Source organism: Meiothermus rufus DSM 22234, assembly GCF_000423425.1.
GTDB classification, from domain to species: Bacteria; Deinococcota; Deinococci; order Deinococcales; family Thermaceae; genus Meiothermus; species Meiothermus rufus.
Map to the genome: position 1 here is coordinate 1 of NZ_AUHY01000041.1, position 25,378 is coordinate 25,378.

At 63.7% G+C, this 25,378-nt stretch carries 26 protein-coding genes; 19 read left to right on the forward strand and 7 right to left on the reverse strand.

Features of this window, described 5'->3' with window-relative positions; all coding sequences use genetic code 11:
• A partial coding sequence (locus G552_RS15065; protein WP_156890710.1) for a helix-turn-helix domain-containing protein occupies positions 1 to 268 on the reverse strand: 268 nt, incomplete at its 3' end.
• A gap of 128 nt (positions 269 to 396) precedes the next feature.
• Between G552_RS15065 and G552_RS0108735 the strand changes: the two genes are divergently transcribed.
• Both G552_RS0108735 and G552_RS0108740 read left to right on the forward strand, forming a co-directional pair.
• On the forward strand, positions 397 to 1,119 hold the full coding sequence (locus G552_RS0108735; RefSeq protein WP_027882698.1) for a PIG-L deacetylase family protein: 723 nt from the start codon (positions 397 to 399) through the stop codon (positions 1,117 to 1,119).
• 143 nt (positions 1,120 to 1,262) lie between these two features.
• Positions 1,263 to 1,895: a hypothetical protein gene (locus G552_RS0108740; RefSeq protein WP_027882699.1), complete on the forward strand. Its 633-nt coding sequence runs from the start codon at positions 1,263 to 1,265 to the stop codon at positions 1,893 to 1,895.
• Between the two features lie 28 nt (positions 1,896 to 1,923).
• Here the strand turns inward: G552_RS0108740 and G552_RS15070 are convergent, their stop codons facing one another.
• Positions 1,924 to 2,679 carry an HAD family hydrolase gene (locus tag G552_RS15070; RefSeq protein WP_051195757.1) on the reverse strand — a complete coding sequence of 252 codons (756 nt, stop codon included), beginning with the start codon at positions 2,677 to 2,679 and terminating at the stop codon, positions 1,924 to 1,926.
• A gap of 192 nt (positions 2,680 to 2,871) precedes the next feature.
• On the opposite strand from G552_RS15070, the gene trpE reads away from it, so the two are divergent.
• From trpE to G552_RS0108790, 8 genes are read left to right on the forward strand one after another with little or no spacing between them, the layout of a single operon-like run.
• Positions 2,872 to 4,287 (forward strand): anthranilate synthase component I, encoded by a 1,416-nt coding sequence (gene trpE, locus G552_RS0108755; RefSeq protein WP_027882700.1) that lies wholly within the window; start codon positions 2,872 to 2,874, stop codon positions 4,285 to 4,287.
• Positions 4,288 to 4,295: 8 nt separating this feature from the next.
• Complete coding sequence (locus G552_RS0108760; RefSeq protein ID WP_245575159.1) at positions 4,296 to 4,532, forward strand: chorismate mutase; 237 nt, start codon at positions 4,296 to 4,298, stop codon at positions 4,530 to 4,532.
• A complete protein-coding gene (locus G552_RS0108765; protein ID WP_027882702.1) occupies positions 4,529 to 5,104 on the forward strand; it encodes an anthranilate synthase component II in 576 nt (191 codons plus the stop codon). The genes G552_RS0108760 and G552_RS0108765 overlap by 4 nt, the downstream gene beginning before the upstream one ends.
• Positions 5,098 to 5,964, forward strand: coding sequence for a glycosyltransferase family 2 protein (locus G552_RS0108770; RefSeq protein WP_245575160.1), 867 nt, complete (start codon positions 5,098 to 5,100; stop codon positions 5,962 to 5,964). Before G552_RS0108765 ends, G552_RS0108770 begins: the two co-directional genes overlap by 7 nt.
• Positions 5,951 to 6,841, forward strand: a complete 891-nt coding sequence (locus G552_RS0108775; protein WP_036270525.1) for a glycosyltransferase family 2 protein — start codon at positions 5,951 to 5,953, stop codon at positions 6,839 to 6,841. The genes G552_RS0108770 and G552_RS0108775 overlap by 14 nt, the downstream gene beginning before the upstream one ends.
• Entirely contained in the window at positions 6,834 to 7,706 is an 873-nt protein-coding gene (locus G552_RS0108780) for a glycosyltransferase family 2 protein (RefSeq protein WP_027882705.1), read from the forward strand. The genes G552_RS0108775 and G552_RS0108780 overlap by 8 nt, the downstream gene beginning before the upstream one ends.
• A gap of 13 nt (positions 7,707 to 7,719) precedes the next feature.
• Positions 7,720 to 8,733, forward strand: a complete 1,014-nt coding sequence (trpD, locus tag G552_RS0108785) for an anthranilate phosphoribosyltransferase (RefSeq protein WP_027882706.1) — start codon at positions 7,720 to 7,722, stop codon at positions 8,731 to 8,733.
• Complete coding sequence (locus G552_RS0108790) at positions 8,730 to 9,869, forward strand: lipid-A-disaccharide synthase-related protein (protein ID WP_027882707.1); 1,140 nt, start codon at positions 8,730 to 8,732, stop codon at positions 9,867 to 9,869. The genes trpD and G552_RS0108790 overlap by 4 nt, the downstream gene beginning before the upstream one ends.
• On the opposite strand, the gene G552_RS0108795 is transcribed toward G552_RS0108790, so the two are convergent.
• Entirely contained in the window at positions 9,847 to 10,251 is a 405-nt protein-coding gene (locus G552_RS0108795) for a hypothetical protein (RefSeq protein WP_027882708.1), read from the reverse strand. The two genes, G552_RS0108790 and G552_RS0108795, sit on opposite strands and share 23 nt — an antisense overlap.
• A gap of 105 nt (positions 10,252 to 10,356) precedes the next feature.
• Between G552_RS0108795 and G552_RS0108800 the strand changes: the two genes are divergently transcribed.
• Together G552_RS0108800 and G552_RS0108805 are read left to right on the forward strand one after the other, a co-directional pair.
• On the forward strand, positions 10,357 to 11,274 hold the full coding sequence (locus G552_RS0108800) for a hypothetical protein (RefSeq protein WP_027882709.1): 918 nt from the start codon (positions 10,357 to 10,359) through the stop codon (positions 11,272 to 11,274).
• Between the two features lie 150 nt (positions 11,275 to 11,424).
• The gene (locus G552_RS0108805; protein ID WP_027882710.1) at positions 11,425 to 13,356 is read left to right on the forward strand and encodes a DNA topoisomerase subunit B; all 1,932 of its coding nucleotides are present in this window, start codon (positions 11,425 to 11,427) and stop codon (positions 13,354 to 13,356) included.
• 66 nt (positions 13,357 to 13,422) lie between these two features.
• Here G552_RS0108805 and G552_RS0108810 read toward each other — a convergent pair whose 3' ends face one another.
• From G552_RS0108810 to nikB, 3 genes are all read right to left on the reverse strand, one after another.
• A complete protein-coding gene (locus tag G552_RS0108810) occupies positions 13,423 to 14,940 on the reverse strand; it encodes an ABC transporter substrate-binding protein (protein WP_027882711.1) in 1,518 nt (505 codons plus the stop codon).
• A gap of 66 nt (positions 14,941 to 15,006) precedes the next feature.
• Positions 15,007 to 15,870 carry an ABC transporter permease gene (locus G552_RS0108815; protein ID WP_027882712.1) on the reverse strand — a complete coding sequence of 288 codons (864 nt, stop codon included), beginning with the start codon at positions 15,868 to 15,870 and terminating at the stop codon, positions 15,007 to 15,009.
• 93 nt (positions 15,871 to 15,963) lie between these two features.
• Positions 15,964 to 16,914: a nickel ABC transporter permease gene (nikB, locus tag G552_RS0108820; protein WP_027882713.1), complete on the reverse strand. Its 951-nt coding sequence runs from the start codon at positions 16,912 to 16,914 to the stop codon at positions 15,964 to 15,966.
• A gap of 502 nt (positions 16,915 to 17,416) precedes the next feature.
• On the opposite strand from nikB, the gene G552_RS0108825 reads away from it, so the two are divergent.
• Genes G552_RS0108825 through tmk form a run of 6 tightly spaced genes read left to right on the forward strand, consistent with a single transcriptional unit; the run spans position 17,417 to position 23,294 of the window.
• Positions 17,417 to 18,502: an aromatic ring-hydroxylating oxygenase subunit alpha gene (locus G552_RS0108825; RefSeq protein WP_027882714.1), complete on the forward strand. Its 1,086-nt coding sequence runs from the start codon at positions 17,417 to 17,419 to the stop codon at positions 18,500 to 18,502.
• Between the two features lie 24 nt (positions 18,503 to 18,526).
• A complete protein-coding gene (locus G552_RS0108830) occupies positions 18,527 to 19,207 on the forward strand; it encodes a DUF3108 domain-containing protein (protein ID WP_027882715.1) in 681 nt (226 codons plus the stop codon).
• 12 nt (positions 19,208 to 19,219) lie between these two features.
• Positions 19,220 to 20,467 (forward strand): histidinol dehydrogenase, encoded by a 1,248-nt coding sequence (gene hisD / locus G552_RS0108835; RefSeq protein WP_027882716.1) that lies wholly within the window; start codon positions 19,220 to 19,222, stop codon positions 20,465 to 20,467.
• A gap of 6 nt (positions 20,468 to 20,473) precedes the next feature.
• Complete coding sequence (locus G552_RS0108840) at positions 20,474 to 21,913, forward strand: UDP-N-acetylmuramoyl-L-alanyl-D-glutamate--2,6-diaminopimelate ligase (protein WP_027882717.1); 1,440 nt, start codon at positions 20,474 to 20,476, stop codon at positions 21,911 to 21,913.
• 5 nt (positions 21,914 to 21,918) lie between these two features.
• A complete protein-coding gene (locus G552_RS0108845; protein WP_027882718.1) occupies positions 21,919 to 22,671 on the forward strand; it encodes a Nif3-like dinuclear metal center hexameric protein in 753 nt (250 codons plus the stop codon).
• Entirely contained in the window at positions 22,668 to 23,294 is a 627-nt protein-coding gene (gene tmk, locus G552_RS0108850) for a dTMP kinase (RefSeq protein ID WP_027882719.1), read from the forward strand. The genes G552_RS0108845 and tmk overlap by 4 nt, the downstream gene beginning before the upstream one ends.
• A gap of 3 nt (positions 23,295 to 23,297) precedes the next feature.
• On the opposite strand, the gene G552_RS0108855 is transcribed toward tmk, so the two are convergent.
• Positions 23,298 to 24,896: a glycerol-3-phosphate dehydrogenase/oxidase gene (locus G552_RS0108855; RefSeq protein ID WP_027882720.1), complete on the reverse strand. Its 1,599-nt coding sequence runs from the start codon at positions 24,894 to 24,896 to the stop codon at positions 23,298 to 23,300.
• Between the two features lie 217 nt (positions 24,897 to 25,113).
• Here G552_RS0108855 and G552_RS0108860 point away from each other — a divergent pair.
• Positions 25,114 to 25,378 (forward strand): helix-turn-helix domain-containing protein (locus tag G552_RS0108860; RefSeq protein WP_027882721.1); only part of this gene is annotated, 265 nt, incomplete at its 3' end.

The following is a 25,378-nucleotide window of genomic DNA, read 5'->3' on the forward strand; positions in this document are numbered from 1 at the left end:
GCAGGTGCTTAGGGCGGCGGGAGCGGGGTTTGAGTCCGGCCAGGCCCTTTTCTTTTAGGGCTTTTTTCCAGCGGTGGTAGGTGGCCCGGCTGATCCCCACCAGGGCCTGGATCTCCTTCCAGCTCTTTTTACTTTCACGCAGGGCTTTGACCAGTCGGAGCTTGCGCAGACGTTCCTTGACCTCTGGGTCGCCTGCTTTGGCCTCGGCCAGCCTCTGTGCTTGTCTAGCGCCTTGCCATATCTCTCGGCCAACGGTGGTAAACTGCACCTGGGGAACCTCCTTTCTTGGTTGGTTCCCCTCTTTTTATCCCAGCTTAGAGTCTCACATGTGTTTGTCCAGGTTCATAGTTTGGTTTTTTTCCTGGACTTCGCCCTTGCCCCGGATAGTATGGGGGTATGGACTTACTGGTGGTGGTGCCTCATCCGGATGACGAGGTATTTGGTGCAGGGGGAACCCTGATTCAATACGCCGAATGGGGTTTGGAGACCGGGCTGATTACCCTGACTAGAGGGGAGGCCGGGCGCACCTTGGGTTTGTGTGCACCCGAGGCGCTAGGGGCGTTGCGGGCCCAGGAACTACAGCGAGCCGTGGATATCCTGAAAGTGGCCCACTTTGAGCTATACGATTTTCCCAATGGTCTACCCAATGCGGCGGTGGAGGGGGAAGCTCGGGGGCACGGCTTTGCCACCCCCGAGGGCGTGGCCGATCACCCCGAGATAGTGGATCTATTGCTATGGCGTTTTGAGGTGCTACGCCCAAGAGCCATTATCACTTTCGGTCCTAATGGTTCCAACCGTCACCCCGACCACGTGGCTACGCACCGGTTTGTGGTGCGGGCGGTGGAGCGATCGGGGCAGAACATCAAGCTGTTTTACTATGCTTCGCCCCAGCCTTTGCCGGAGTATGCCGAGGGCTGGCTGCCGCCCAACCATATACGAAACCTGCCTATGGAGGTTTTGCTGCAAAAATTGCGGGCGATGGCCCAGCACCGTAGTCAAGCCCTTTCTGTGCTCAACTTCATGGATCGCTTTAGCCATAGACTGGCCTGTGAGACCTTTCACCTGGCAGGCTATGAGGGGCCCATTCAGCATGAGCTGCTATGGTATGCCAGGCCCTAAAAGCCGTACTGAATAAGGATTTTTGCATAGGCTTGACGCATAATGTATATCGTGATACCTTAAAGGTATGAGCGGTTGAAAGCCGCTTTTCTTTTTGTTGACAGCCTCACAACTGGTTTTTTGAAGTGGGCGTAGGGTGAGGCATGCGTTGGCTTGGATCCTGGCCCTTTTGCTTTGGTGCAGCTGCTGCGCAGAACCTGGGGTTGCAACTGGCCTTGGGGTTGACAACCAATGCCCCGGCGGATTTACGGGTGGTACAGGCTGGCTTTCCCGAGACGGTGGTAGAGGGGGCGCGCTTTGCGGGGCGGGACTTGGAGTACTTCCCCTACTACACCCTACGGCTTTGGTACGGCGGGCAGACCGGTTGGCGCTATGAACTCGAGCTCATCCACCAAAAACTCTATTTCACCGAGGCCGAGCGGGGAGGGGAGATAGTTCAGCAGTTCAACATTACCGATGGTTTGCTTTTCAATGTGGCCTATGCCCTCGAGGCTGCACCGGTGCGGGTAGTGCCCCGGCTGGGGCTGGGCGTGCTCGTGCTACACCCTGAGACAGTGGTGCGCGACCAGGCCTGGGGGATAGACGGCGACCCTCGCGGGTACCACCTTGGTGGCTGGGGTGGGCAGATAGCCCTGGTGCTGGAAACTTCCTGGAGGCCAAGCCTTTATGCAGAAGGGAAATGGGCCTTAGGGTATGGCCGCGTTCAAATCGCCGGGGGCTATGCGGAAGGGTGGTTTCGTAGCCTGCACACAACGTGGGGTTTGGGCTGGCCCTGAAGCCTTGCCTAGTGGGGCCGGCAAGCTGTTACTTGAGGATAACCAAGAGTTCTTCCAGGTCGGCCACGATGTGGTCGGGCTGGGGCGGCTGGTTGGGTGAGCTTTGACCGACCAAGCCGTGCTCAGCCAGCTCGCTTTGCAGCCGCTCTTCGATGACCCTATCCAGGTCTTTGCGCTGGGTTCGCTGGTGCACCGGGGTTCGGCGCCAGTCTTCCGGCATGCTGCGCCAAATCCAGACAGCCGTTAGGCCGGCCTGGTTGGCCCCCCAGATGTCCTGGCTGAGTAGATCGCCTACGTGCACCACCTTTTTCACTTGGCTGTTCAGCACCGGCTGCCAGAAGGCGGGTTGGGGCTTGATGGCCTGGGCGAGATCAGGAGCCAGCATCCGGTCGTAAGGAATGGCCAATCTGTCCACCAGAACCTGTTGGTACTTGGCCAAGCCATTGGTAGCGATGGCAATGCGGTAGCCTCGGGCCTGGAAGGCGGCCAGGGCAGCGGGCACCTCGGGGTAGACCCAGCCTGGGTCTAAGGCCGCTTCCAGCAGCAGTTTGGGAATGGGGGGGAAGACAGGCTCTAGGCCCAGTTTTTCCTGCACCACGCGGTGGATGTCGCCCCAATCGTAGACCCGGATGGGGTCGCCCTGGGCCAGACGGTGTAGGTACTCCTCGCGCAGAGCCTGGCGGATGTGGGGCTGTTCCAGGAGGGGCTGCATATAGGGGCGTAAAAGCCGGCGGAAGGGCCAGTCGGCTAGGGTACCATCGAGGTCGAAGGTAAGCCAGTGCATCGGTCTTAGCTTAGGGCTTTTGACTGCAAAGTGGGTTGTCCTGCTTGCATTCTGGGCCGGTCTGGCGCAAACTAGAGGAAATGGTACGTGCCGCACAAGCCCAAGGTTGGTGGTGGCCTGGTTAGCCCCAGGGTAGCGGCGGCTTGTACCCCTGGGGCCATCCAGGGGATTTTCATTTTTTGAGGAAGAAGCATGCCTACACTCGATCGAACCCCACCCATTGTTCCGGTGAAAAAAACCCTTCTGGCCGACCTCGAGACCCCAGTCTCGGCTTATTTGAAGCTCTCCGAAAAGGCCAGCCCCAGCTTCCTGCTCGAATCGGTGGAGGGAGGCAAGGCTTGGGCGCGCTGGAGCTTTGTGGGGGTGGGAGCCCGACGCACCTGGCGCTACAAGGATGGTGTGCTTACCCTGAACGGCGTGCCGCTGCCCTCCGATGACCCCCTGCGCACTTTGTACCAGGCGGTTCGCTCGGTGACCTGGCCCGATCCAGAGCTACCCCCTTTTTGGGGTGGGGCGGTAGGGTATGTGGCCTACGATCTGGTTCGTGCCTACGAGCAGCTCCCCAGTCTCAAGCCTGACTTGCTGGGGCTGCCCCAACTCTTGTTCGTGGAGCCCGAAGTGGTGGTGGTCTTCGACCAGTTCCGGCAGCAGATGCACATTGTGGCTCCGGCAGAGGAGGGGGACAGGGCCGAGGCCTTGGAGCGCATTGCCTGGGCCGAACGGAAGCTCAACGGGCCGCTGCCGGGGGTTCCAGGAGAGCGGGCGGGGCGGCGCATGACCTTTGCGCAGAATGTCTCCCAGAGTGAATACGAGGGGATGGTGAAGCGGGCTTTGGCGTATATCCGCGCGGGGGATATTTTTCAGGTGGTACCCTCCTTGCGCCTATCGGCCCCGCTGAGCGTCCATCCTTTTGCCGTTTACCGGGCCTTGCGTTCGGTGAACCCCAGCCCCTACATGGGCTTTCTGGAGCTAGGGGAGGTGACCCTGGTTTCCAGTAGCCCCGAAAGCCTTTTGCGCTCGGACGGGCGCCGGGTGACCACCCGACCCATTGCCGGCACCCGCCGGCGCGGGCGCGACCTAGCCGAAAACCAGGCCCTGGCTGCCGAACTTTTAGCCGACCCTAAGGAACGGGCCGAACACGTGATGTTGGTCGATCTTTCGCGCAACGACCTGGGCCGGGTCTGTGCCTACGGCAGCGTGCGTCCTACCCAGCTCATGGTGGTGGAAAACTACTCGCACGTAATGCACATCGTCTCTACAGTGGAGGGAGAACTGGCCCCTGGCAACACCCCCTTGGATGCCCTGGCCGCGGTATTGCCCATGGGTACGGTCTCGGGGGCGCCCAAGATTCGGGCTATGGAGATCATCGAAGAGCTCGAGCCCAGCCGCCGGGGGCCTTACGGTGGGGCCTTCGGCTATGTGGCCTACGACGGGCACATGGACATGGCTCTTACCCTGCGTACCCTGGTGGTAACCAAAGGGGAGATTCACATCCAGGCTGGGGCGGGGGTGGTCTACGACTCTGACCCCGAGGCAGAGTACCAAGAGTGCTTGAACAAGGCCCAGGCCATGCTCAAAGCAGTCCACCTGGCCGAGGAGGGGTTGTGAGGCCGGAGGTGATTCGTCAACAAGTGGAGGCCATAGATGCCCGGATTGTGGGGTTACTGCTCCAGCGGGCCCGGCTGGTGCAGGAGGCCGCTCGGTATGGAGGGATGCTGAACGAGGCCAGGAAACGCCAAGAGACCCTTCAACGGGTGCGCTATAGGGCGGAGCACCACAATATGGCCGAGCGAATCTACCGCACGCTCCTGGACGAGATGCTGGCCTTGGAGAAGCGGGAGGCAGGGCTATGAAGCGCATCTTGATGGTGGATAACTACGACTCTTTTACCTACAACCTGGTGCAGTATCTAGGGGAGCTGGGGGCCGACCTCACGGTCTGGCGCAACGATAGGTTTCGGCTGGAGGATGTGGAGGCTTTCGACCCGGATGGCATCGTGGTCAGCCCAGGCCCTTGCACCCCGCGGGAGGCCGGTCTGTCGGTGCCCCTCATTCAGCGGTATGCGCCAAAGTATCCCATCCTGGGGGTTTGCTTAGGCCACCAGAGCATTGGGGAGGCTTTTGGGGCCCGGGTGGTGCAACACCGGGTGATTGTGCACGGCAAGACCAGCGCCATTGCCCACGACGGCAGTGGGGTGTTTAGGGGTCTGCCCAGCCCCCTGACTGCTACCCGCTACCACTCGCTGGTGGTAGAGGACCTACCCGAGGTGCTCGAGGTCAACGCCTGGCTCGAGGAGGCCGGGGGCCGCACGGTGATGGGGCTGTACCACCGGCACTACCCCACCCACGGGGTGCAGTTTCACCCCGAGTCGGTGCTGACCGAGGGCGGCAAACAGATGTTGGCCAATTTCCTGGCGATGTGCTAGGCCCCATAATGGGAGCGATGGTCTCGGTGATTGTTCCCACCCACAACCGCCGCGAGCTACTGGAAAAAAAGCTGCGGGCCCTGGAAGCCCAGCAGAGCGCGTTTGAAGTCGTTGTCGTGGCCGACGGTTGCACCGACGATACCCTGGCCTTTTTGCAGGATTACAGCCCACCCTACCCCCTCCAAGTGTTGCAGACCGGCCAAGGCTACGGCCAGGGCCAGGGGGCGGCGCATGCCCGCAACCAGGGGGCCCAGGCGGCCCGGGGCGAGATTCTGCTTTTTTCCGACGACGACGTCATTCCTGAGTTAGGCTGGCTCGAGGCCCACCAGAAAGCCCACACCCAGCCCCGCACAGTGGCTATAGGGCGGCTAAAGCTGCCCCCCGAGCTCCGTGGCCATGGGGCTGCCGAGCTGCGGGGGCCTAGGGTCTTCTGGTGGCACGTGACCGGCAACAACACCTCTATGCCCAAGGCCCTGTTTGAGGAGGTGGGGAGGTACGATGCAGCGTTTAGTGGCTACGGCGGCGAGGACTCCGACCTGGGCTACCGGCTCTGGCGCTCAGGGGCCCGTCTGGTGTTTGTACCGAAGGCCCAGGCTGTGCACCTGGCCTATGCCCACCGGGAAAAAGCCCTGCAGAAAGCCCGTCAGGCTGGAGCAGCCCACGTGCGGGTCTGGCAGAAGCACCGCGATGGGCGGGTAGCCTGGGCCTTGGGGGTACACCCGGTCTTGCTGATGTTCAAGATGGCCTTGCTGCCCAGCTTCAAGGGGCTGCTGGGGCCCCGGGGCGATTACGAGCTGGCCTTTGCCTGGGGGGCTTGGGAGGCTCTCCAGGATGGCCCGAGGGGCAATGGTAGAGATTAGCGTGGTCATTCCCACCCACAACCGGGCCGCGTTGGTCTGCCAGGTGGTGCGGGCCTTTTTGGTGGAAGAGGGCGTGCGTTTCGAGCTCATCGTGGTAGACGATGGCTCTACCGATGACACCCCTGACCGGCTGGCCCGGATAGCCGATGCCCGGCTGCGGGTGCTGCGCCAGCCCAACCGAGGGTTGGCGGCGGCCCGCAACGCAGGGTTTGCCCAGGCCCAAGGCCGCTACGTGCTGTTCAATGACGACGACATCCTACCCCTGCCGGGGTTTTTAGCTGCCCATCTAGGCTTTTTGCAGCGCTATCCACAAAGCGCAGGGGTGAGCTGTACCCACATTCCCTCCATGGTGGCCCAGGAGGGTTTTGCCCGCTTCTGGCAGGCCCGGGCCGAGGGGGGGGTGCGAAGGCGGAAGGATGCCGCGGTGCTGGGGCCTGGTGGCTTTTGGTTTGCCAGCCTCTCCGTGGCGCGAACCCTGCTGCCCAATCCTCCGTTTGCCGAGTTTTCCGGCTATGGCTGGGAGGAACACGAGCTAGGCTGGCGGCTATGGCGACAGGGGGTGCGGCCCCGTCTGGTGCGGGGGGCCCAGGCTGCCCACCTCGACCGGGTGAACCTCGAGGCCACGCTGGCCAAGTACCGCAGCATGGGCCGGATGGCCTGGCGGTTTTACCGGCTGCACCCCAGCCTGCCGGTGGCCCTTTGGACCGGGGTGCATCCTCTGGCCCTAGCCTACAAGCGTTGGGCCTATCCTTGGTCCAAAGCGGAGCGTTTGTTGGCGGAGCGCTCCTGGGAAAGGAGCAGGAGAGCGAATCTCCATTACCGGTTTTTGCTCGAGGCGGCCTATACCCGGGGGCTACTGGAGGGGCTGGATGGCTGAGCCGTTGGTTTACGTGATTCTGCTCAACTACCGAGCCTGGTGGGACACAATAGCCTGTCTAGAGGCCCTTTCTCACTGCACCTACCCCAATTTTCGCGTGCTGGTGCTAGACAACGCCTCCGACAACGAATCGGTCGAGCAGATCAAGCGGGCCTTTCCTCAGCAAGAGGTGCGCCGGTTGGAACGGAACCTGGGCTTTGCCGGGGGGAACAACGTGGGCATCCGGCAGGCCCTAGCCGAGGGAGCGGACTATGTCTGGCTGCTCAACCCCGATACCCTACCAGCCCCCGAAGCCCTCTCGGCCTTGGTGGCCCGGGCCGAGCAGACCCCAGGGGTGGGGGCGGTAGGGGCAGTGCTTTACGAGATGGAGCGGCCCGAGCGGATACAGGCCTGGGGTGGAGGGGAGGTAGTACGGGCCTGGGGATTGATTCGCTTGCTGACCCACCCCCGGCAGCAGTCGCGCTTGGACTACATCAGTGGGGCCAGCCTGCTGTTGCCGCGGGCTGCGTTGGCGCAGGTGGGTCTGTTGGACGAAGGTTTTTTCATGTATGGGGAGGATGCGGACCTGGGGTTGCGCTTGAAGCGGGCGGGGTTTCGCCTCGAGGTGGCCCCTGAGGCCCGGGTGCAGCACAAGGGGGGTACCTCCTGGGGGCCGCACAAACTGGCCTCTGATGAGCACTTTGCCCTGGCCAATACCCGTTTGTTGCGCAAGCATGCTCCCTGGCCCCTGCTGGCCGTAGGGGGGTATACCCTGTTCTGGACGTTGGAATATACCCTGCGCCGGCGCTGGGCCAGCATCGGGGCCTTGTGGCGCGGTGTGCAGCGGGCCTGGCGGATGCCCCTGGATAGGCCCCAAATTCCGTAGCATAGGAGGCGCTGTGGACGAACTTAAAAAGGCTCTTCTAGCGGAACCTTTATCCCAGGTTGAGGCTCTGGCCCTAATGCGGCGCATTATGGCCGGTGATCTGACCCCTGTGCAGACCGCAGGCGTGCTGATGGCTTTGCGTACCCGGGGCGAGACCCCGGAGGAGATCGCCGGTTTTGCCGCCGGGATGCGGGAGGCGGCGGTACGCCTCGAGGTAGGGCGCCAGCCCCTGATGGACATCGTGGGGACCGGGGGGGTGGCCGCGGACGCCTTCAACATCTCCACCACTACCTGCTTCGTGGTGGCCGCAGGGGGGGTGGCGGTGGCCAAGCACGGTAACCGGGCGGCCTCCTCCCGCTCAGGCTCCTTCGACCTGCTCGAGGCCTTGGGGGTGCGCATCGACCTGCCGGTAGAGCGGGTAGCAGAGTGCGTAGAAACCTTGGGCATCGGCTTCCTCTTTGCCCGTAGCCACCACCCAGCCATGCGTTATGTGGCCCCGGTACGCTCGGAGCTGGGGGTGCGCACGGTTTTCAACCTGTTGGGGCCGCTGACCAATCCAGCCTTTGCCACCCTCAACCTGATTGGGGTGAGTAGCCCAGCTTTGGTTCCGGTCTTTGCCCAGGTGTTGCGTGAGCTGGGAAGCCAGCGGGCCTTGGTGGCCCATGGCCGCTTAGACGGCGAGGCCATCGATGAGCTGGTGCTGGGGCCCAATCAGGTGGCTGAGCTTTGGGAAGGGCAGATTCGCAGCTACACCTTGCACCCCGAGGCGGTGGGTCTGGCCCCGGCCCCTTACGAGGCCCTCAGGGGCGGTACCCCTAAGGAGAACGCCGCAGTGGCCCGGGCCATCCTGCGCGGCCAGGAGCGAGGCCCCCGGCGGGATGCGGTGCTGCTCAATGCGGGGGCCGCCTTCTATTTGGCCGGCCAGGTGGCCGACATCGCGGCGGGGGTGCGGCGGGCAGCGGAGGTGTTGGACGGAGGGGCAGCTTACGAGCTTTTGGAGCAGTTGGTGCGCTTTACCCAAGCATGAGGCTCCTGTTCGTTTCCAACGGCCACGGTGAGGACACCATCGGGGCGGTTTTAGCCCAGGCCCTGCGGCCTTTGGGCTACGCTCCGGTGGCGGTGCCGTTAGTGGGCCGGGGGGAAGCCTATGAAAAAGCTGGTTTTCCCGTGTTGGGGCCGCGAAAGGAGATGCCCTCAGGAGGTTTTGCGGCCCGTAACCCGGCCCACCTCTGGGCGGATCTTCGGGCAGGCTGGCTTTCCATGAGCCTGGAGCACTACCAAGCTGTGCGGCAGGCAGCCAAGGAAGCGGTGGCTACGATAGTGGTGGGGGATGTGTACGCCCTAGGGGTGGGGGTGATCTTTGGGGGAGAGCCGCTGTTTTTGCTGCAGTGCCAGAGCTCGGTGCGGGCCTGGGATGGGCATGGGCGGCCCTACAGCGTGACCGAGCGGCTGCTGATGCGCCGGGCGGTGCAGGTCTACCCTCGCGAGCCCGAAGCGGCGGACTGGCTGCGACAAGCAGGCCTGACCAACGTGTGCTACCTAGGCAACCCCATGCTGGATGCTCCTGCTGAGGGGCCGGTGGGGGTAAAGCCGCCCTATCTGCTGCTTTTGCCAGGTTCGCGGGCCGACTTTTACCATAGCCTGCCCAAGATGCTAGAGGCGGTACGCCGCTTGGGGAAGAGCGGACTTACCCCGGTGGTGGCCTGGGCTGGGCTGCCTCTGGCCTCCTTGCAGCTGGAGGATTGGGCCCTCGAGCCTGGACAAGAGCCCCCTAGCCTCCGCCACCGGGAAGGCCACCGGGTTTACCTGGTGCAAGGGGCCTTCAAAACCCTGCTACAAGGGGCCAAAGCAGCCCTTTCCACCAGCGGCACGGCCGCCGAGCAGGCCGCGGGCTACGGGGTGCCCCTGGTGGGGTTCCCAACGCCAGGGCCGCAGTACACCCTGGCCTTTGCCCAGAAGCAAAAGCGGCTACTGGGGGAGGCCCTTCACCTGGTGACTCCCGAGCCAGGGGCCATCGTAGCGGCTTTGCGGGCTGTGTTGAACGACGAAGCGCGCCAGCAGGCCCGGGCTGCAGGCCGGGCGGCCATGGGTGAGCCAGGAGCAGCCTGGCGCATTGCCCAGGACATTCACCACCGGTTATCTAGCCTAGGCCCGTCTCGATGAAGCGCCACCAAAGCAAAAGGCTCATCAGGCTGGCCCAGAAAAAGTAGGGCCCCACCCGCTCAGGGGGGTTGAGCAGGCTTTGGCGGAACCAGCCGCCGGGCTCGAGGCCACTCACAAACCACAGAATGCCCGCGGCCAGCAGCCCATACACCGCATGCAGCCAGGTGACCCCGCCCATAAACAAGGGGCGTACCAGCAACTCCATTGCCAAAGCCACGGCTGTCAGACCGGCGGTGAATTTGAAGAAGCGGTGTTGCCAGCCAACAGGTTCACGTAACAAAAGCGGCAGGTTCAGCAGCAGGGAGAGGGCTATAAAGAGCAACGCCAGCAGGTTTAAAAGACCGCGTAGCCCGATGAGGTAAACCGGAAAGGGAATCTCCATCGCCTCGAGTGTATCCCTACTAGGACTGGATCCGGGATAAATATCACAGGTAGCCGGCGGGAATGGCGCTAACCTGGTTAGCAGGGAGCCTTTTCCCGAAGGGTTATGCAGGAACTCTATACCAATGCCCCAGCGCACTGGCCTAAGGTGTATATCGAAGCCCTGATCGATAGCCATGCCCCTGAGGTCAGAGCAGCCAACCGTCTGCTTTTCGCTACCGCGGTAGAGACCACCTTTCGCCGCTCGGGGATTCAGGTATTGGAGGCGGATGTATTGCGCCTAACCAAGGAGGGGGTTCTGGAGATACCCCTGCGGGTACGGGCCGAGGATGGGGAGTACGACCTTTTCTTCTATCCCATTGCCGATGGGAAAGCCGCGGCCCATTACGTGGCGGTGTACGAGCTGGCCCAGAAGTGGGGGCGGATTCGCCCCATCTACTACAGCACCGACGACCTGCTGGCCATCTATCCGGAGGAAATCGAGCCGGTGGCGCGGCGCGACCGGCTTTACATCCAGGCGGCCTTGGCCGCGCCCAAGGGGCAGTACGCCATGTGGTGGGCTGAGCAGGTGGGCGAGCAGTTTCACTACAGCCCCACCTACGAACTCCTCGACCGCATCTACCGCGAGATCAACGGCCTCGAGGTGCGGGCTTTCGCGCTGATTCTGCGCGAGTTAGGCATGATCGAAGAGGAGTACGAGTTCACCGCCTCAACCCTCACGGATAGCACGGTGGAAATCCCGGTGGAAGGTCCCGAGGGGGTGCCCCTTATCGTTTCTTTTTCCCAGCACCGTGGGGTGCGCTTCCACTTTCATATGAACCGGGCCACCCCCGAGTACCGTGACCTGTTCTTGAACCTGTTTTTGCTGCGGGTTAAGGTGTGGCGGCGGGAGGCCGACCTCGAGCAGATCCGGCGCCTGGATAGTCCTGCCTACATCTGGTGGCGAGAGCTGGGCAAGCGGTTGCGCCTGAGTACAGCCTCGAGCGAGCAGGCCATCAGCGCGGTGGGGTCGGTACGGCGTTAGTTTTTCTGTCATAAACGGAACAAACTCCAGCGATAGGCTCTCAACACATAGTCAGGCAGCGCCTGTAAAAAACCATGCAAACCTAGAAAGCCGGTTACGGGCTACCCAGAAGTTTTTCTGCAAGCAGCGGAAATATGGTATACTGTCTAGGTGAGCGCTGAGGTCACTGCCAACTACGACGCATCTGCAATTAAGGTTCTCAAGGGCTTGGAGGGGGTTCGCCACCGCCCAGCCATGTACATTGGGGGTACACAAGCTGATGGCTACCACCACCTTTTCAAGGAGATTCTGGACAATGCGGTGGATGAGGCCCTAGCCGGGTTTGCCACCCAGATCATCACCACCCTCAACCGGGATGGTTCCCTAACCATCGAGGACAACGGGCGGGGCATTCCGGTAGACATCATGCCGGAAGAGCAAAAACCGGCAGTGGAGGTTATCTATACCGTACTGCACGCAGGGGGCAAGTTCGAAGAAGGGGCCTACAAGGTTTCGGGCGGCCTGCATGGGGTAGGGGCTAGTGTGGTCAACGCCCTTTCTCAGTTCACCCGAGTAGAGGTCTTCCGCAACGGAAAGCACTACCGTATCGAGTTCAGCCGGGGTGAGGTGACTCAGCCTTTGCAGGAGCTTGGGCCTGCGCCCCAGGGCAAGCGGGGAACCCGGGTGACCTTCTTACCCGACCCACAAATCTTTGGCAACGAGCTAAAGTTTGAAGCCAGCCGCCTACGGGTGCGCCTGCGCGAGGTTTCCTTTTTGGTGGCTGGTTTGAAGCTCATTTTCCGCGATGAAATTCACCAAAAGGAAGAGGTCTTTTTCGATGAAGGCGGGGTGGCCTCCTTTGCCAAATTCCGTGCCGATGGCGAGGAACTTTTATACGACAAGCCAATTCTGCTGCAAGGCCAGGTTGAGGCCGTGGGGGTGGATGTGGGGTTGGTACACACCAAGGGCTACAGCGCTAACCTGGCCAGCTTCGCCAACATGATACCTACGGCGGACGGCGGTACCCACGTTTCCGGCTTCAAAACCGCCTATACCCGGGCCATCAACACCTATGCCCGCAAGGCTGGGCTAGCTAAGGACCTCGAGCCCACTGGCGACGATTTGCTGGAGGGGCTTTCGGCGGTGATCTCGGTCAAGATTCCCCAGCCCCAGTTTGAGGGCCAGACCAAGGGCAAGCTTCTGAACCCCGAGGCCGGTACCGCGGTCAGTAAGGTAGTCTACGAGAAGCTTAGCGAGTGGCTCGAGGAAAACCCCCGCCTGGCCAAGGCCATCTACGAAAAAGCCCAGCGGGCCGCCCAGGCCCGCGAGGCGGCCCGTAAGGCCCGTGAGCTGGTGCGCCGGGCTAACCCTTTGGAGTCCGACGACCTGCCCGGCAAGCTGGCGGACTGCCAGTCTGAAGACCCTGCCGAAGCCGAGCTGTTCATCGTAGAAGGGGATAGCGCGGGGGGCAGCGCCAAAAGCGGGCGTGACCGGCGTTTCCAAGCCATCCTGCCTTTGCGCGGCAAAATCCTCAACGTGGAGAAAGCTGGCTTGAACAAGGCCCTCAAGAATGCCGAGGTGCGGGCTATGGTGGCGGCCATTGGCGCCGGCATCGGCGGAAAGGATGGTGAGGAGGCCCACTTTAACCTCGAGGATCTGCGCTACCACAAGATCATCATCATGACCGATGCCGATGTGGACGGCTCGCACATCCGTACCCTGCTGCTGACCTTTTTCTACCGCTACATGCGTCCCATCATCGAGCAGGGCTACCTGTATGTGGCCCAGCCTCCCCTCTATGGCCTGCGGGTGGGCAAAAGCAAGCAGGTGCAGTACCTTTTTGACGATGAGGCCTTGAAAAAAGCCCTGGCCGAGATAGGCGACAAGCCCTACGAGATTCAGCGCTTCAAGGGCTTGGGTGAGATGAACGCCGAGCAGCTTTGGGAGACCACTATGGATCCGGCCCGGCGGGTGTTGAAAAAGGTGGAGATGAAGGACGCCTCCTATGCGGCCCAAATCTTCGATGATCTGATGGGTTCAGACGTACAGCCCCGGCGGGAATTCATCGAGGAATACGCCCGCTTTGCCCAGATCGAGGTCTAACCCCGGCCCCTACCTAAAAACAGACCCACCCGGTGGACGCCACACCGGGTGGTTTTGGGAAAGGTCTTACTGTAACCAGGTGTAGCGGAAGGCCAGATAGCTGGTGTTGGGGAAATGCAAGAAGCCCTGCACCCGGCGGTGCATGGCCTCGTACTGGGCCGAGTGGAAGAGGAAGACCATGGGGCTATCCTGCAAGACCAGTTCCTGCACCTGGGTGTAGATGCGCTGGCGCTCGGCTTGGCTGGCCACGCGGCGGCCCTGCTCTAATAGCTGGGTCACACGGTCGTTGCGGTACTTGGAAAGGTTCAGGGCCGAGGAGGGGTGGAAGGTATTGAAGAGATAGTCGTCGGGGTCGGCCTGGCCCGAGGTGCCCAGCAGGGTTACATCAAACTCGCTGCGCAGGGCCTTGGGCAGGTAGACGTTCCAGTCTTCGGCCTGGATGTTAACCCGGATGCCCACTTCCGCCAGGTTGTCGCGGATCACATCGGCAGGGGTACGCAGGAAGTCGTAGGTCGAGGTGACGTAGAGGTTCATGGTGAAGCCGTTGGGGAAACCGGCCTCGGCCAGGAGTTGGCGGGCTTTGGCCACATCGCGGGTGTTGTAGGGACTGTGGGTGTAGGCATAGGCTCCGGAGGGGATGGTGGTGCCCCTGGCCACGATGCCACCCGTGCCGAAGAGGGCCAGGTCTACGATGGCTTTTTTGTCAATCGCATAGGCAATGGCCTGGCGTACCTTGAGGTTGTTGTAGGGCTCGCGGGTGGTGTTGAAGTACAGCGCCCGGAAGTTGGCCGAGGGTCCCCCCGCCACGGTCAGGTTGCGATCGGCCTTTAGGGGCCGTACGTCGGCAGCCGGTACGTACTCGATCCAGTCCACCGCTCCAGCCCGCAGAGCGGTGGTGCGGGCGGCGGGGTCGGGGTAGAAGGTGTAGGTGATGCCGTCGAGGTAGGGCAGGGGGCGGCCCTGGTTGTCCTTTTGCCAGTATCTATCCCACTTGCGCACCACCAAGCGGGTCTGGGGGATGTACTCCACGAAACGGAAAGGCCCGGTGCCGATGATGGCTTTGTTGAGGTCGTTGCCGTTTTCCCGCGCCACCTTTTCCGAGACGATCACGTTGGTGCTGAAGGCCAGCTTGGCCAGCAGGGGTGTGAAGGGCTGGGAGAGGGTTATCACCACGGTGCTGTCGTTGGGGGCTGTAACCGAGCGCACCAGGGCGAAGTCGTTGGCCCTGGGGCTTTTGGTGGCAGGGTCTTTGATGCGGTTGATGGAGAAGGCCACATCGGAGGCCTTGAGGGGGTCGCCGTTGTGGAAGGTTACGCCAGGGCGCAGGCGGAAGGTCCAGGTCAGGCCATCTGGCGAGACCGACCAGGACTGGGCCAGACCAGGCACAATCCGGCCCCGGCTGTCGAGCATGACCAGGGTGTCGTAGATGTTTTCCAGCACGTTGCGGCTGGCGGTGGCATTGGTGGTGTGGGGGTCTAAGCCCACTGGGTCGGTCTGCATGCCGGCCCGCAAGATACCACCGGGCTTTTGCCCCATGGCCAAAGCCCCCAACGTTAGAGCCAACAAAACACCCAGTTTTTTCATCGCGCCTCCTTGTAAACCTTTGACTATACCAGTCTATAACAACCGCTGTACCGTTGGAAGGCCGGTTCAGTGTCGGCGCAGCCGGGGGTCGAGGGCGTCGCGCAGCCCGTCGCCCAGCAGGTTGAAGCCCAGCACCATCAGCACAATAGCGCACCCTGGCACGATCGAGCCCCAGGGGGAGAGCGAGAGAAAAGCCCGTCCCTCCGAGACCATAGAGCCCAGGGCAGGAAAAGGGGGTTGGATACCCAGCCCCAGAAAGGATAAGGCAGCCTCGGCCAGCACAGCATAGGCGAAGCGCAGGGTCACTTCGACAATCAGCGGAGCAGAAGCATTGGGCAGGATGGTGCGAAAAATCATCCGCGCATCCGAAGCACCCATGGCCCGCCCGGCTTCAACATACAGTTCTTCTCGTACGGTCAGGACAGCAGCTCGAGCTACCCGGAGAAAAGGCCCCACAAACACCACCGAGATGGCCAGAACCAGGTTGACGAAACCGCCGCCGAGAAAGGCCAGGAAAGCGATGGCCAGCAGGATGGCCGGGTAGGCGATCAGGATATCGGCCAGGCGGGAGAGCACTAGGTCTACCCAGCCGCGAAAGTATCCGGCCAGGAGGCCCAGCGTCCCGCCGACTAGCAGCCCAACCAGCACCGAAATTGCGGCCACCGAGAGGGAGAAACGCGCCCCAAAGAGCACCCTCGAGAAGAGGTCGCGCCCATACTGGTCGGTGCCCAGCCAGTGCTCGGGCGAGGGGCCGCTGAGGCGATTGGGGGGGTCGAACTTGAGGGGGTCCCAGGGGGCGATGAGGGGGGCCAGGAGAGCACCTAGCAGCACCACCAGGGTGATGGTTCCGCCGATGAGGGCCGAGCGGTTGCGAACCAGGGATTTCCAGATCAGGGCTGGTGCAGAGGAGGTGCTCGAGGGCGGGGTCATGCAGAGCCTCCGAAGGGGTGGGCCGAGGGTGCATCCGAGGGGCTTGTTGTGCAGCGCATGGGGATTCCTGCAGGGAGGGGGCATGACCAAGGGTTACTCATAGCGAATCCTGGGGTCGATCAGGGAGTAGAGCAGGTCGACCAGCAGATTGACCAGCACCGCGGCGGTGGCCACGAACAAAACCGTGCCCTGCACCACCGGGTAGTCGCGCAGGTTGATGCCCTCGAGGGCAAAGCGCCCCACCCCCGGCAGGCTGAAGACCTGCTCGATGATGACCGCGCCCCCCAGCAGCGAACCAAACTGGATGCCAATAACCGTGACCACCGGAATCAGGGCGTTGCGCAGGGCGTGGCGGAAGATGACCACCCGTTCGGAGAGGCCCTTGGCCCGGGCGGTGCGGATGTAGTCGCGCGAGAGCACCTCGAGCATGGAGCTGCGCAGGATGCGGGTCACCGCCCCGGCCAGAATCAGCCCCAGCGAGAGGGCCGGCAGAATCATGTGCCGCAGGTTTTCGCCAGGGTTTTCGGTAAAGGGCACGAAACCGGCTGGCGGCAGCCAGCCCAGGGCCAGGGCAAAGAGCAAAATGAGCAAGAGTGCTAGGAAAAACCCCGGTACCGACAGGCCCAGGATGGCAAAGAGCGAGGCGAAGTAGTCCACCAACCCACCCCGCCGGATAGCCGCCAGCACCCCCAGGGGTACGGCCACCAGCAGGGCGGTCAGCAGGCTCATCAGGGTGAGCTGCAAGGTGACGGGAAAACGCAGGGCTAGGTCCTGGGAGACCTCGCGCCCGGTGCGCAGGCTGGAGCCGAAATCACCCTGTAGCACCGCCCCCAGCCACTGCCCGAACTGCACATGCAGCGGCAGGTCGAGGCCAAACAGGCGGCGTAGCTCGGCCATACGCTCGGGCGAGACGTTGGCCTCGAGGCCCACCAGGCTGGTGACCACATCGCCGGGCACCGCCCGCATGAGCAAAAAGGTGAGGATGGCTACCCCCAACAGGGTGGGGATGGCCGCGACTAGACGATGGACGACGTAGCCGAGCATGGCAGGTAGCCAGAGTATATTGGTTCGGTATTGGTTTGGGGAAGGTTCCCTTTTGCTCCGGGATGTGGGTAAAACCCAGGTTCTTTTGCCCGTTGGCTCCCTGTGCTGCGTGTTGTTGCCCACCCTACCGTATGGGCGGGTCTGGAGCAAGGTGGCCCGGGCCCGGCTGCGCTGTGTCAACCGGGATAAGCGTGGGTTTGAGCTGTCCAGGGCGGTGCAGCGGTTTTTTAGGCCAGGTGAGAGCCCTTGGGTGGGTTTGCCGGATAATGGGGCATGCTACGGAAACTGCTCGGAGAGATGCAGGCTAGCCCAAGCTAGCCTTACCAACCCCACAGGATCCAGTTTGGCTATAATAGCCTGCAATGCAGGCCTGGTTGGATCTACAAACCAAGCTGCTGTGCTTTGCTCGAGCCATCGTCGCCGCGGGTAAGTAAGCCCCCACCGCTGCTGTACAGTCGGGGTTAGGCTGTACAGCTTTTGCTTTTGGTTGAAAGGAGTGCGTATGAACCTCGAGGTACACCCCGACATCGCCCAGGCTTCCACCCTGCCCGCCGCGTTCTACCAGGACCGCGCCCTTTACGAAGCGGCCAAGGAAAAGGTGTTCGCTCGGAGCTGGCAATGGGTGGGCGATACCGACGACCTAAAAGCCCCCGGCAGCATCAAGCCCTTTATTTTGCTGGAGGGTTGTTTGGACGAACCGCTGGTGCTAACCCGCGACCACAACGACCAACTACACCTTCTTTCCAATGTCTGCACCCATCGGGGTATGCTGGTTGCTGAAACCGGCGACAATGCCCGCTACCTGCGTTGCCGCTACCACGGGCGGCGTTTTGGCTTGGATGGCTGCTTCCAGGCCATGCCGGAGTTCGAAGGGGTGGTGGGGTTTCCTAGCCCACAAGACGATCTGCCCAAGGTGCCCTTCGCTACCTGGGGCAAGGGCAAATTCCTGTTCGCCAGCCTGAACCCGATGGCCCCCCTGGAGGAAGTGCTGCGCCCCATTGAGGCGCGCTTGGGTTGGCTGCCCTTCGAGCAGTTTTACTTCGAGCCCTCCCGTGCGCGGGACTACCTAGTGCGGGCCCACTGGGCGTTGTACTGCGACAACTACCTGGAGGGCTTCCACATTCCCTTCATCCACGCCTCGCTAAACACCGCCATCGATTACGGCAGCTACACCACCGAGGTGTACCGCTGGTGCAATCTGCAACTAGGGGTGGCTGCGCCGGGTGAGCCCTGCTTTGACCTGCCTAAGGACTCGCCCGACTATGGGCAACGCATCGCCGCCTACTACTACTGGGTTTTCCCCAACCTTATGCTCAACTTCTACCCCTGGGGGCTTTCGGTCAACGTGGTGCGCCCGTTGGGGCCTGAGCTGACCAAGGTCTCCTTCTTGCCTTACGTGTGGGACGCCGGCAAGCTGGATGCCGGGGCTGGAGCGGCCTTAGACCGGGTGGAACGGGAGGACGAGGTGGTGGTGGAGGCAGTACAGAAGGGGGTTCGCTCGCGCCTGTACCAGCGGGGCCGCTTTAGCGTGACGCGGGAACAGGGGGTGCACCACTTCCACCGGCTGCTGGCCGAGGCCCTGGGGTGAAGGAAGGCTTGGTAGGATAAAGGCATGGATCTGGCGGTGGCCCAGCTGCTTCGCTACAGCCTACGCTATGGGGGGCATCCCGCCGGTGAGCAGCGCCTGAGCCTCGAGCCCTACCCGGGGGGCCTACACCTTACCCTGGAGGCCCAGGTCGAGCTGCCCCCGCCCAAAACCCGCCAGCGCTGGGAAAGCGAACTGGATCTAAAGGGCCTGCCCCGCCGCTATCGCGAGCGGGTGGAGGGCAATGGGGCGCGGCTGATGGAGGTGGTGTTTTCCCGCGAGGATGGGGTGGTTACGGTAAGCCAGGGCAAGGAAGACCTGGCCATCCCTTACCTAGAGGACATGTACGACCCCCTGTCGCTGATTTTTGCGGTGGGGCGGCTGGAGCTAGGGGTGGGGGAGGTGGCCCGCCTGGCCTTGGTGGGGGGGCGGGCCTATGTCGAGCGCCTGCCGGATCAGCGCCTCGAGTTAGGGCAAGGGGAAAAGACCCTACGGGTCTGTCGCCTACGTCCTGGGTTGAGCCTGCTCTACTTCGATCAGGAAGGCTATCCGGTGCGCCTGACGCAAAAGGTGGGGGAACACATCTTCGAAGCCGAGCTGGTGGCGGTGGAGGAGTTGGCCGCGCAGCGCCGGGTGGTTGTGGGGGAACCAGCCAAAGAAAAAAGTGCCGCCAACCGGCGCCGGCGTCGCCGCAGGCGGTATATTTAGCCAGGAATCCCTATGATCAAGACGCCAGAAGAGGTTCAGGCCTATTTTAAAGGCCGCCGTATGACCGTAGAGTACGGCGATGCGCTTGAGACCGTACGGCAGATACTGCGCCAGGTGGAGCAGGAGGGCGACGCCGCCCTAGACCGCCTTAGCCAGGCGATCGATGGTCAGCCGGTAGAGGAGATTCCCAAGCGGGTCTGGCGCGAGGCCTACGAAAGCCTAGAGGCCGGGCTGCGAGATGCCCTCGAGACCGCCAAGGAGCGCATCGAGGCCTTCTACCGGCGCGAGCCCGTTGGGGGTTTTTTGGAGGCCGGGCCCGAAGGGATGCTGGGCCAACTGGTGCGCCCCCTGGAGCGGGTGGGGGTGTATGTGCCCGGGGGCTCGGCACCTTTGCTTTCTACCGTGTTGATGACGGTGGTGCCCGCTAAGGTGGCTGGGGTGGGGGAGATTGTGGTGGCCTCGCCACCCCGGGTGCATCCGGGTATTCTGGCCGCGGCCTGGGTGGCTGGGGCTGACCGGCTGTTTGCCATGGGGGGAGCCCAGGCCGTGGCCGCCCTGGCCTATGGCACCGAGCGCATCCCCCGGGTGGACAAAATCGTGGGCCCGGGCAACCGCTATGTGGTGCTGGCCAAGCGTGAGGCGTTCGGTCTGGTGGGCATGGAGGGCCTACCGGGGCCGACCGAGACCCTGATCATCGCCGATGCTTCTGCCGACCCCAAGCTGCTGGCGGCGGATATGCTGGCCCAGGCTGAACATGGCCCCGACTCCGAGGCTTGGTTGCTCTCGGCCCACCGCGAGCTGTTGGAGCGGGTGGGGGAGGAACTCGAGCGCCAGCTAGCCGACCTGCCCAGAGCGGCCATTGCCCGCCAGGCCTTGGGGCGCAGCGGCCTGGTCTGGGTGGAAAGCCTCGAGCAGGCCCTGGAGCTAGCCAACCTCTACGCTCCGGAGCACCTCTGCCTCTCCATCCACGACCCCCTAGCGGCCTTGGGCCAGGTGCGCAACGCCGGGGGGGTGTTCCTAGGGGAGCATTCCTGCGAGGCTTTGGGGGACTACATTGCCGGCCCCAGCCACGTGATGCCCACCGGGGGAACCGCCCGTTTTGGCGGGGGCCTGGCGCTGCGCGATTTTCTTAAGGTAATCCCGGTGGTGGGCCTAACCCCCAAGGCAGCCAGCCAGCTCTCGCGGCTAGGGGCCCGCCTGGCCCGCGAGGAGGGGCTGGAGGCCCATGCCCGGGCCTTGGAGCGCCGAGTGGAGGACTAAAACCCCATGACCACGCTGGATCGGCTCTTCGCCCTCTTTGGCCAGAGCGCCCCACCCCTAGCCGTGCGGGGCATCACCCACGACTCGCGCCAGGTGGCTCCCGGCTATGTGTTTGTGGCCCTGCCGGGGGTACCCCTGCCCAGCCGAAAGCCCCTGGATGGGCACGACTACATCCCTCAGGCCCTGGCCCGGGGGGCGGTGGCGGTGGTGGGGCAGCGCACGATGCGCCTCGAGGTGCCCTACCTAAAAGTGGCCAACGCCCGGGCCGCCCTGGCCGACCTGGCCGCAGCCTTCTTTGGGTATCCGGGGCAACAGCTCAGCCTCTTAGGGGTAACCGGCTCCAAAGGCAAGACTACTGTGGCGGTGTTGCTCCACCATCTGTTGCAGTCGGCGGCCCCGCCGGCAGGGCGGCTTTCCACCGTGGGGGTTCGCATTGGCGAGGCGGAGCTTTTTCTGCCGGGCCACTTCACCACCCCCGAGGCCCCAGAGGTGCAGGCCATGCTCCACCGCTTTGTGGGGGCGGGCTGTCGGCAGGCAGTGCTAGAGGTTAGCAGCCACGCCCTGGCCTTGGAGCGGGTGCGGGGGCTATCTTTCGCCGTGGGGGTCTTCACCAACCTCTACCCCGACCACCTGGACCTGCACGGCAGTATGGAAAACTACTTTGCCGAGAAGCGCAAGCTGTTGGCGCGCTCGAGTTTCGCCATCGTCAACAACGAGAACCCCTGGACCCGAACCCTAGCCGGGCAGCCCCACACCTGGAGCTATGGGGCGGGAGGCCACTGGCAGATCGTGCGCCTGGTGGAGGAGGCCGGAGGGCTTTCCCTCGAGGTGGCCTCGCCCCTGGGCCGCTTTGCCGTGGAGCTGCCCATGCTGGGCCGCTTCAACGGGGAAAACGCCCTGGCGGCCATGGCTGCTGCGGCCCGTGTGGGCCTCTCGATAGAGCAGCTCCAGGCCGGGTTGGCCTCCTTTCCTGGGGTGCCGGGCCGGATGCAGCTGGTTCAGCGGGAGCCTTTCCGGGTGGTGGTGGATTTCGCCCACACCGGGGCCAGCTTGCAAGCAGCCCTGGAGGCCCTGCGCCCCACCACCCAAAAGCGCTTGTTGCTGGTCATCGGGGCGGCGGGCCACCAGGACCCTGGCCGCCGCTCGGGCATCGGGCGAGTGGCTTCCCAACTGGCCGATTTTGTGGTCTTCACCGAGGAAGACCACCGCAGCGAGAGCCTAAAGGCCATCCTAGCAGCCCTGGCCCAGGCCCACGGCGACCCCCGTCGCTATGCGCTGGTGCCCGACCGGCGCCAGGCCATCCGCTACGCATTGTCCCTGGCCCAGCCCGGCGATACCGTGCTACTGGCCGGTAAGGGGCACGAGCGCACCCTCGAGCGGGGCCAGGAGGCCCTGCCCTGGGATGAGGTAGCCGAGGTACGGCAGGCTCTAGCCGGGTTAGACTGAAGCCTATGCAGCGCGACGAGCTGGTTCGCTGGCTGGATGCGTACTTGAACATCCGCGAGTTTACCGACCCTTCCCTCAACGGCTTGCAGGTGGAGGGCAAAGCTGAGGTGCGCCGGGTGGGGGTGGCGGTGGATGCGGCGTTGGCCATCTTCGAGCAGGCTGCGGCGGCCCAGGTGGACTTCCTCATCACCCACCACGGCCTCTTCTGGGGGCAGCCATTGGCGGTGGTGGGCCCGCACAAGAAAAGGCTGGAACGGCTCTTTTCCGCTGGCATCAGCCTCTACACCGCCCATTTACCCCTGGATGCCCACCCCGAGGTGGGCAACAACGCGGTGATGGCTCGCGAGCTGGGGCTGGTGGCCCTGGAGCCCTTTCCCCACCCCAAGTACGGCCCCATCGGCTGGGTGGGCCAGCTCGAGACTCCCCGGAGCATCGCCGAGCTGGAGGAGCAGATCGGACAGATGACCGGGATGCAGCCTTTGCTACACGCCGGTGGGCCGCCGCTGGTACGCCGGGTGGGGGTGGTCTCGGGGGGTGGGGCCGGGGAGATCGCCCGGGCCAAGGCCTTGGGCTGTGACCTCTACATCACCGGCGAGCCTGCCCACGCCCACTACCACGAGCCCTTCGAACTGGGCATCCACGTGCTTTATGCCGGCCACTACGACAGCGAGACCTTCGGGGTTAAGGCCCTGGCGGCCCGACTGGAGGAGGTCTTTGGTTTGTCTTGGGTTTTCCTCGAGCACCCCACCGGTCTATGAAGGGCCTCTTCCTTACCCTGGAGGGCCCCGAGGGGGCTGGCAAGTCGACCCAGGCCCGGCTGCTGGCGGAATGGTATGAGGGGCGGGGCCGGGAGGTGGTGCTGACCCGTGAGCCGGGGGGCACCGCGCTGGGGCTGGAGCTACGCCAGTTGTTGCTTACCCAGCCGATGCAGCCCGAGACCGAGTTCCTGCTCTACACGGCGGATCGGGCCGAGCACGCGGCCAAGGTCATCCGGCCTGCGTTAGCGCGGGGAGCGGTGGTCATCTCCGACCGCTGGCTGGATTCCAGCCTGGCCTACCAGGGGTATGGCCGGGGGTTGAGGCTGGACTGGCTGCGGGCGGTTTCCGCGGGGGTGGTGGGCGACCTGAGGCCCGACCTGACCTTTTTGCTCACGGTGCCGCCCCGGCTGGGCCTGTGGCGCGCGCGCCACCGCCGCTCATCCGATGAGCCCGACCGCCTCGAGGCCGAGGCGCTGGCCTTTCACCAGCGGGTGCTGCAGGGGTTCTTAGCGCTAGCCCGGCAGGAGCCAGAGCGCTTTGTGCTGGTGGATGCCGAGAAGCCCGTGGCCGAGGCGGTGCAGCGGCGAATACAAAAAGTGCTGCTCGAGCGCGGCCTAGTCTGAGGGCTAGAGGGCCTCGAGGAGCTGCTGCCGGGCTTTTTCGGCGGCCTGGGCCACCTGTTCTGGGCTCCAGCCGAGCTCCTGCCCCATCAGCGCAGCCACCCGGGGTATGGCCGCCAGGGCAGCTTGATGGTCGAGGAAGGCCAGCCGGGTGCGGCGGGCCAGCACGTCCAGGGGGGTGTGGGCCATCTCCTGCCGCACCGCATACACCACCTCGGCCTCGAGGTAAGGCCAGCCCGCGGCCAGCCGGGCGGCATAGCCCTCGGCGGCGAGCTGGGCCACCTGGCCGGCTCGAGCCCCGTAGGCCCGGTGGAGGTGGTGGGCAACCTCGGCTTCCAGGCCGAGCGCCAGGAGTTTTTGGGCCCCCTCCGGGGTGAAGCCCTGCCCCCCCAGCAAAGGCAGGTGCTCGCTTCGGGAAGGGCCAGCCACCAGCCCGAAGCGCCGGATGGCATAGTTCACCAGATCCAGGGCCATCTTGCGGTAGGTGGTCCACTTGCCCCCGGCCAGGGTGAGCAGGCCAGAGGGGCTTTCCTGGATCAGGTGGTCGCGGGTCAGCCGGGCGGTGTCGGCCTGGGGTCGGGCAACCAGGGGGCGCAACCCCGACCAGCTCGAGCGCACCTTCTCCCGGGGAACTGCCCCCAGGTAGGGCTGTACCTGACGCAACACGTAGGCGATTTCCTCCTCACGCACCCTGGGGTGATCCACAATGGGGGCGGGGTCGTCGGTGGTGCCGACCAGGGTGCCCCCTAGCCAGGGCAGCACAAAGACCACCCGCCCGTCCTCGGTCTTGGGGATGAGCAGGCCGGTCTCGGGGGGGGTGTAATCGCTGTCCAGTACGATGTGAATCCCCGAACTAGCCCGCAGTAGGGGTGGAGCGTGGGGATCGTCCATCTGCCGGATGCCATCGGCAAAGGGGCCGGTGGCGTTGACCACCACCCGGGCGGCAACCTCGAGGGTTTTTCCCGAGAGGCGGTCGTGCACCACCGCCCCGCAAAGCCGGTTGTTTTGCTTGAGCAGGCCGGTTACCTCGGCCTGGTTCAGCACCACCCCCCCTTGCTGCAAGGCGGTCAGGGCTAGCTCCACGTTGAAGCGGGCATCGTCGAACTGCCCGTCCTGGTAGGCCACTGCACCCTTGAGCCCTCGGGGGTTGAGGTGGGGAAAGCGCTTCAGGGTTCCCCTAGCCCCGATGAACTGGGCCGGGGCCAGGCGGGCAGAGCCCGCCAAAAGGTCGTAGATTTTCAAGCCGGCGTAGTAGTAGGGTACCTCCCACAGCCGGTATAGCGGGGTGAGCAGCCACAGCGGTCGGGAGAGGTGAGGGGCAATCCTCAGCAGGACGGCGCGTTCGTGCAAGGCATCTCGCACCAGGTTGAGCTGCACCCGATCCAGGGTCTTGATGGCTAGCTCCAAGTAGCGCACCCCTCCGTGGATCAGCTTGGTGCTACGGCTAGAGGTGCCCTCGGCGAAATCGTAGCGTTCGACCAGGGCCGTTTTGAGGCCCCGGCTGGCGGCCTCGAGGGCCACCCCTGCCCCGCTGGCGCCGCCGCCAATCACCAAGAGGTCGAAGGTTTCGGAGGCCAGCCTGTCCAGTAAATCGGCGCGTCTCATCTGGGGTATAGCCTACCGCAGAGGGGAGGGGGTGGCCCATTAGAGAAAAGAGGGGGCGTGGGGGAGCTATAATCCCCCGGACTTCCACTCCGTGGGATACATGGACTCCCCCACACCCGTTGGAGGCGGACATGAACCTGGACAAACACATGTGAGACTCTAGAAGCCCCAGGTGGGATAAAAAGAGGGGGACCGACTCCTGAAGGAGGTCCCCCAAGTGCAGCTTACCACGGTTGGCAAAGCGATATGGCAAGGAGCGAGGAAGGCCCAGGAGCTGGGAGCGGCCGGAGCCAGCGACCCCCTGGTCCAGGAACGGCTACGCAAGCTCAAGCAGGTGGAGGCGTTCAGGAAGCACGGGGTGAGCTGGCCCGAGATCCAGGCCCTGGTGGGGATCAGCCGGGCCACCTATTACCGCTGGCGGAGGAGGCTCAAGGGCCAAGGGCTTAAAGGCCTTCTTCCGAAACCCAAACGACCCAGACGCC

Excerpts from the sequence above, each read along its gene's own strand:
- G552_RS0108735 (WP_027882698.1), top strand. The coding sequence starts at position 397 with ATGGACTTACTGGTGGTGGTGCCTCATCCGGATGACGAGGTATTTGGT.
- G552_RS0108740 (WP_027882699.1), top strand. The coding sequence starts at position 1,263 with ATGCGTTGGCTTGGATCCTGGCCCTTTTGCTTTGGTGCAGCTGCTGCG.
- G552_RS15070 (WP_051195757.1), bottom strand. The coding sequence starts at position 2,679 with ATGCACTGGCTTACCTTCGACCTCGATGGTACCCTAGCCGACTGGCCC.
- trpE (WP_027882700.1), top strand. The coding sequence starts at position 2,872 with ATGCCTACACTCGATCGAACCCCACCCATTGTTCCGGTGAAAAAAACC.
- G552_RS0108765 (WP_027882702.1), top strand. The coding sequence starts at position 4,529 with ATGAAGCGCATCTTGATGGTGGATAACTACGACTCTTTTACCTACAAC.
- G552_RS0108775 (WP_036270525.1), top strand. The coding sequence starts at position 5,951 with ATGGTAGAGATTAGCGTGGTCATTCCCACCCACAACCGGGCCGCGTTG.
- G552_RS0108780 (WP_027882705.1), top strand. The coding sequence starts at position 6,834 with ATGGCTGAGCCGTTGGTTTACGTGATTCTGCTCAACTACCGAGCCTGG.
- G552_RS0108790 (WP_027882707.1), top strand. The coding sequence starts at position 8,730 with ATGAGGCTCCTGTTCGTTTCCAACGGCCACGGTGAGGACACCATCGGG.
- G552_RS0108795 (WP_027882708.1), bottom strand. The coding sequence starts at position 10,251 with ATGGAGATTCCCTTTCCGGTTTACCTCATCGGGCTACGCGGTCTTTTA.
- G552_RS0108800 (WP_027882709.1), top strand. The coding sequence starts at position 10,357 with ATGCAGGAACTCTATACCAATGCCCCAGCGCACTGGCCTAAGGTGTAT.
- G552_RS0108810 (WP_027882711.1), bottom strand. The coding sequence starts at position 14,940 with ATGAAAAAACTGGGTGTTTTGTTGGCTCTAACGTTGGGGGCTTTGGCC.
- G552_RS0108815 (WP_027882712.1), bottom strand. The coding sequence starts at position 15,870 with ATGACCCCGCCCTCGAGCACCTCCTCTGCACCAGCCCTGATCTGGAAA.
- nikB (WP_027882713.1), bottom strand. The coding sequence starts at position 16,914 with ATGCTCGGCTACGTCGTCCATCGTCTAGTCGCGGCCATCCCCACCCTG.
- G552_RS0108825 (WP_027882714.1), top strand. The coding sequence starts at position 17,417 with ATGAACCTCGAGGTACACCCCGACATCGCCCAGGCTTCCACCCTGCCC.
- G552_RS0108830 (WP_027882715.1), top strand. The coding sequence starts at position 18,527 with ATGGATCTGGCGGTGGCCCAGCTGCTTCGCTACAGCCTACGCTATGGG.
- hisD (WP_027882716.1), top strand. The coding sequence starts at position 19,220 with ATGATCAAGACGCCAGAAGAGGTTCAGGCCTATTTTAAAGGCCGCCGT.
- G552_RS0108840 (WP_027882717.1), top strand. The coding sequence starts at position 20,474 with ATGACCACGCTGGATCGGCTCTTCGCCCTCTTTGGCCAGAGCGCCCCA.
- G552_RS0108845 (WP_027882718.1), top strand. The coding sequence starts at position 21,919 with ATGCAGCGCGACGAGCTGGTTCGCTGGCTGGATGCGTACTTGAACATC.
- tmk (WP_027882719.1), top strand. The coding sequence starts at position 22,668 with ATGAAGGGCCTCTTCCTTACCCTGGAGGGCCCCGAGGGGGCTGGCAAG.
- G552_RS0108855 (WP_027882720.1), bottom strand. The coding sequence starts at position 24,896 with ATGAGACGCGCCGATTTACTGGACAGGCTGGCCTCCGAAACCTTCGAC.